Source organism: Pseudomonas sp. HMWF006 (assembly GCF_003061205.1).
GTDB lineage: Bacteria > Pseudomonadota > Gammaproteobacteria > Pseudomonadales > Pseudomonadaceae > Aquipseudomonas > Aquipseudomonas monsensis.
This window is the reverse complement of sequence record NZ_QAIU01000009.1, coordinates 1-3,806: the sequence shown is the minus strand read 5'-3', so window position 1 is coordinate 3,806 and position 3,806 is coordinate 1. Positions and strand designations below refer to the sequence as shown.

Below are 3,806 nucleotides of genomic sequence, written 5' to 3'. Positions count from 1 at the left end.
AGCGCAGTGTGCCGGCGGTGTCGTACACCGGTAATCAGGTGCGGATTCTGACGGACAGTGCGCACAATAAAGCGCGTATCTTGCAGATTGATGACCAGAAAATTCGTGGTGATCTGAAGGCGGGTCGCGTTGTTGTTGTCGCCGGTTTCCAGGGCGTCGACGAGCACGGCAACATCACCACCCTCGGTCGTGGCGGTTCCGACACCACCGGCGTGGCACTGGCGGCTGCATTGAAGGCCGATGAGTGTCAGATCTACACCGACGTCGATGGTGTCTACACCACCGACCCGCGTGTGGTGCCGGTCGCTCAGCGTCTGGACAAGATCACCTTCGAAGAGATGCTGGAAATGGCCAGCCTTGGTTCCAAGGTGCTGCAGATCCGTGCGGTGGAATTCGCCGGCAAGTACAACGTTCCGCTGCGCGTACTGCACAGCTTCAAGGAGGGTCCGGGCACCCTCATTACTATTGATGAAGAGGAAACCATGGAACAGCCGATCATTTCCGGCATCGCTTTCAACCGCGATGAAGCCAAGCTGACCATCCGTGGCGTGCCAGACACCCCGGGCGTGGCGTTCAAGATTCTCGGCCCGATCAGTGCCGCGAACATCGAAGTCGACATGATCGTGCAGAATGTCGCGCACGATAACACCACCGACTTCACCTTCACCGTGCACCGCAACGACTACCAGGGAGCACAGACCGTGCTGGAAAACACCGCTCGCGAGATCGGTGCCCGTGAAGTCGTAGGCGACACCAAGATTGCCAAGGTCTCGATCGTCGGCGTCGGCATGCGCTCCCACGCAGGTGTGGCCAGCCGCATGTTCGAATCCCTGGCGAAAGAAAGCATCAACATCCAGATGATCTCGACGTCGGAAATCAAGGTTTCCGTGGTGATCGAAGAGAAGTACCTGGAATTGGCCGTGCGCGCTCTGCACACGGCTTTCGAACTGGATGCTCCAGCCCGTCAGGGCGAGTAATTCCGTTTACATGAAGGGCGCGGTCTGACCGCGCCCTTTATTTTTGAATGGCGCGAGCCCCTGATCTGTTCTTTTGCTCGCGCTGGTCAATACTCAGGCATGTAGGGCTACGATCGCTCCGGTTGTAGGTCGGGTGCCTTTTTTTTGCAGACTGTTGTCCCTGAAGAATTGCGTGAGGAGAGAGGTATGCTGATTCTGACTCGTCGGTGCGCAGAAAGCCTGATTATCGGTGATGGCGAAATCACCGTGACCGTGCTCGGCGTCAAAGGAAATCAAGTGCGTATCGGCGTCAACGCCCCGAAAGAGGTAGCTGTGCACCGTGAGGAAATTTACCTGCGTATAAAGAAAGAGAAGGACGAAGAACCAAGCCATTAATTTTTATCGTTTTTTATGTTTGCAAACGGGGAAGAAGGTGGTTAATATACGCCCCGTGTTGCGGAGAGCTGGCCGAGTGGCCGAAGGCGCTCCCCTGCTAAGGGAGTACACCTCAAAAGGGTGTCGGGGGTTCGAATCCCCCGTTCTCCGCCATTATTTGCTTAGTACGTTGTAATCTGGCTTTTTCGGTAAGTTGTTGAAATTACTAGAAAAAGTGGTTGGAATAGAGATTAAACGGGCTATAATGCGGCGCAACAAATGCACTCGTAGCTCAGCTGGATAGAGTACTCGGCTACGAACCGAGCGGTCACAGGTTCGAATCCTGTCGAGTGCACCATATACCGAAAAGCCCGCGTTTAACGCGGGCTTTTTGCTGTCCGGGATTTGGCTTTTCCTTTCACGCATCCCCTCTCATCGAAATCGACTTGAGCACTGCGGCCTCGCTTGAGGTCATAGCGATAGCTGGTTGTCGAAGTCCGGACATTCACCTTGTCCGGTTTGCCCAGTGCGCTTTCAACATCCTCTTGGCTCATGCCGGCAATCACGCGTTGATTGATGATTGCTTCACGACGTTGCCTGGCGCTGATCAGATTGCCGCATTGATCTACTGCCGTGCCGACAACGCCGGGTTCGCGTCTTCTGGTTTTCATACCGGATGTTTCTTCGTGGTCGTGTTCGGGCATCACCGCGATGACCGAGCCTGGCAAGTAGGGGTGAACTTCCTGCACGGATCGCTGCTCGCCGCTGGCGCAGCTCATGCTGGTGAAGGTGATACTGCCGTCGACGGCTTCGCAACGATGAAGCGTGGTGGCGGCCCCGGCGGGCGGCAGGCAGAGCAGGCTGGTCAGGACAAAAATAGAAGTTTTCGATGGCATTCGGCGTCCTCCATGACGATCTACGCTCAAGGGTAGTCGCTACATTTTTTGTCGCCGGTGTGTTTTCTTTTCAGGATGAGTCGTCGCATTTGCAAGGATCAGGACGGCGCTCAGGTTTGTTTCGCAAGCGCTTGTTTCGACCGTGATTTTTTAACGTTTAAAACCGTCAGGCGGTGTATCATTGCGCCCGTCAGCCCCGCCGGGGCTTATGGAAAACCTCCATGGACTTACCCAGTAGTTACTCAGTACCGCGTTTTACCAATCATGAATTGACTGATTGATCCTTCCGGCGTGCCCCGCTGCTGGGAGTGGAGTTCGCCTATGTCCGAAATCGAAGTAAAGAAAACACAGGAAAGCCTGCAGGATCGCCTGGCTCAGGTCGTCGAGCTGCTGCAGCGCCAGCGTGTCGTAGAAGACCTGACTCATCGTCAGGAAGGTCCGCATCACGACCGGGTCGAAAACCTGGTTCACCGGCAAAATCTCGTCGAGTTGCAACGCAAGCTCGATGATTTGCACTCCGCCGACGTCGCTTACATTCTCGAAGCCTTGCCGCTGGACGATCGTCTGACGCTCTGGCAACTGGTCAAGGCCGATCGCGACGGCGACATTCTGCTCGAAGTATCCGATTCCGTTCGAGAAACGCTGATCGCCGACATGGACGATCACGAGCTCCTGGCTGCGGCCAAGGACATGGATGCCGACGAACTTGCTGACTTGGCTTCCGAGCTGCCGCGAGACGTCGTCCATGAGCTGATGGAGAGCCTGGATAACCAGCAGCGCGAACGGGTGCGTTCGGCCCTGTCCTATGACGACGAACAGGTCGGCGCGCTGATGGACTTCGAAATGGTGACCATCCGTGAGGATGTCAGCCTCGAAGTGGTGTTGCGTTATCTGCGCCGTCTCAAAGAGCTTCCCGGTCATACCGACAAGCTGTTCGTGGTCGATTACGACGGTGTGCTCAAGGGTGTGCTGCCGATCAAGCGTTTGCTGGTCAATGATCCGGAGAAACAGGTTTCTGAAGTCATGGCCAGCGATCCGGTGAGTTTCCACCCGGACGAAGACGCCTACGACGCCGCTCAAGCGTTCGAACGTTATGACTTGATCTCGGCCCCGGTGGTCGACAAGAACGGCAAGCTGATCGGCCGTCTGACCATCGACGAAATGGTTGACCTGATTCGTGAGGAGAGCGAAAGCGAAGTCCTCAACATGGCCGGTCTGCGCGAAGAGGAAGATATCTTCGCCTCGGTCTGGAAATCCCTGCGCAACCGTTGGGCGTGGCTGGCCATCAACCTGATCACGGCGTTCGTCGCATCGCGGGTGATCGGTCTTTTCGAAGGTTCGATCGAGAAGCTGGTAGCGCTCGCGGCGCTGATGCCGATCGTGGCGGGTATCGGCGGCAACTCCGGTAACCAGACGATCACCATGATCGTGCGCGCCATGGCGCTTGACCAGGTCAGTACGGGCAACACGTCGCGCCTGATGCGTAAGGAGCTGGCGGTTGGGTTGATCAACGGTCTGGTCTGGGGCGGGGTGATCGGTGTGGTTGCCTATCTGCTCTACGGCAGTTGGTCGTTGGGGG

4 protein-coding genes and 2 tRNA genes are annotated in these 3,806 nt (G+C 56.4%); 5 read left to right on the top strand and 1 reads right to left on the bottom strand.

All coding sequences use genetic code 11. The features are described 5' to 3' along the window. From DBR24_RS00225 to DBR24_RS00210, 4 genes are all read left to right on the top strand, one after another. Positions 1-977: aspartate kinase (locus DBR24_RS00225; RefSeq protein ID WP_128613535.1), on the top strand; the 977-nt coding region annotated here is incomplete at its 5' end. Between the two features lie 186 nt (positions 978-1,163). Next, positions 1,164-1,352 carry a carbon storage regulator CsrA gene (csrA, locus tag DBR24_RS00220; RefSeq protein ID WP_002554426.1) on the top strand — a complete coding sequence of 63 codons (189 nt, stop codon included), beginning with the start codon at positions 1,164-1,166 and terminating at the stop codon, positions 1,350-1,352. A 62-nt stretch (positions 1,353-1,414) separates the two neighbouring features. Next, positions 1,415-1,505 (top strand) — tRNA-Ser (locus tag DBR24_RS00215). Positions 1,506-1,612: 107 nt separating this feature from the next. After that, positions 1,613-1,689, top strand: a tRNA-Arg gene (locus DBR24_RS00210). 19 nt (positions 1,690-1,708) lie between these two features. Here DBR24_RS00210 and DBR24_RS00205 read toward each other — a convergent pair. Then, entirely contained in the window at positions 1,709-2,227 is a 519-nt protein-coding gene (locus tag DBR24_RS00205; RefSeq protein ID WP_128613534.1) for a cell envelope protein SmpA, read from the bottom strand. A gap of 321 nt (positions 2,228-2,548) precedes the next feature. On the opposite strand from DBR24_RS00205, the gene mgtE reads away from it, so the two are divergent. Next, positions 2,549-3,806: magnesium transporter (gene mgtE, locus DBR24_RS00200; protein WP_128613533.1), on the top strand; the 1,258-nt coding region annotated here is incomplete at its 3' end.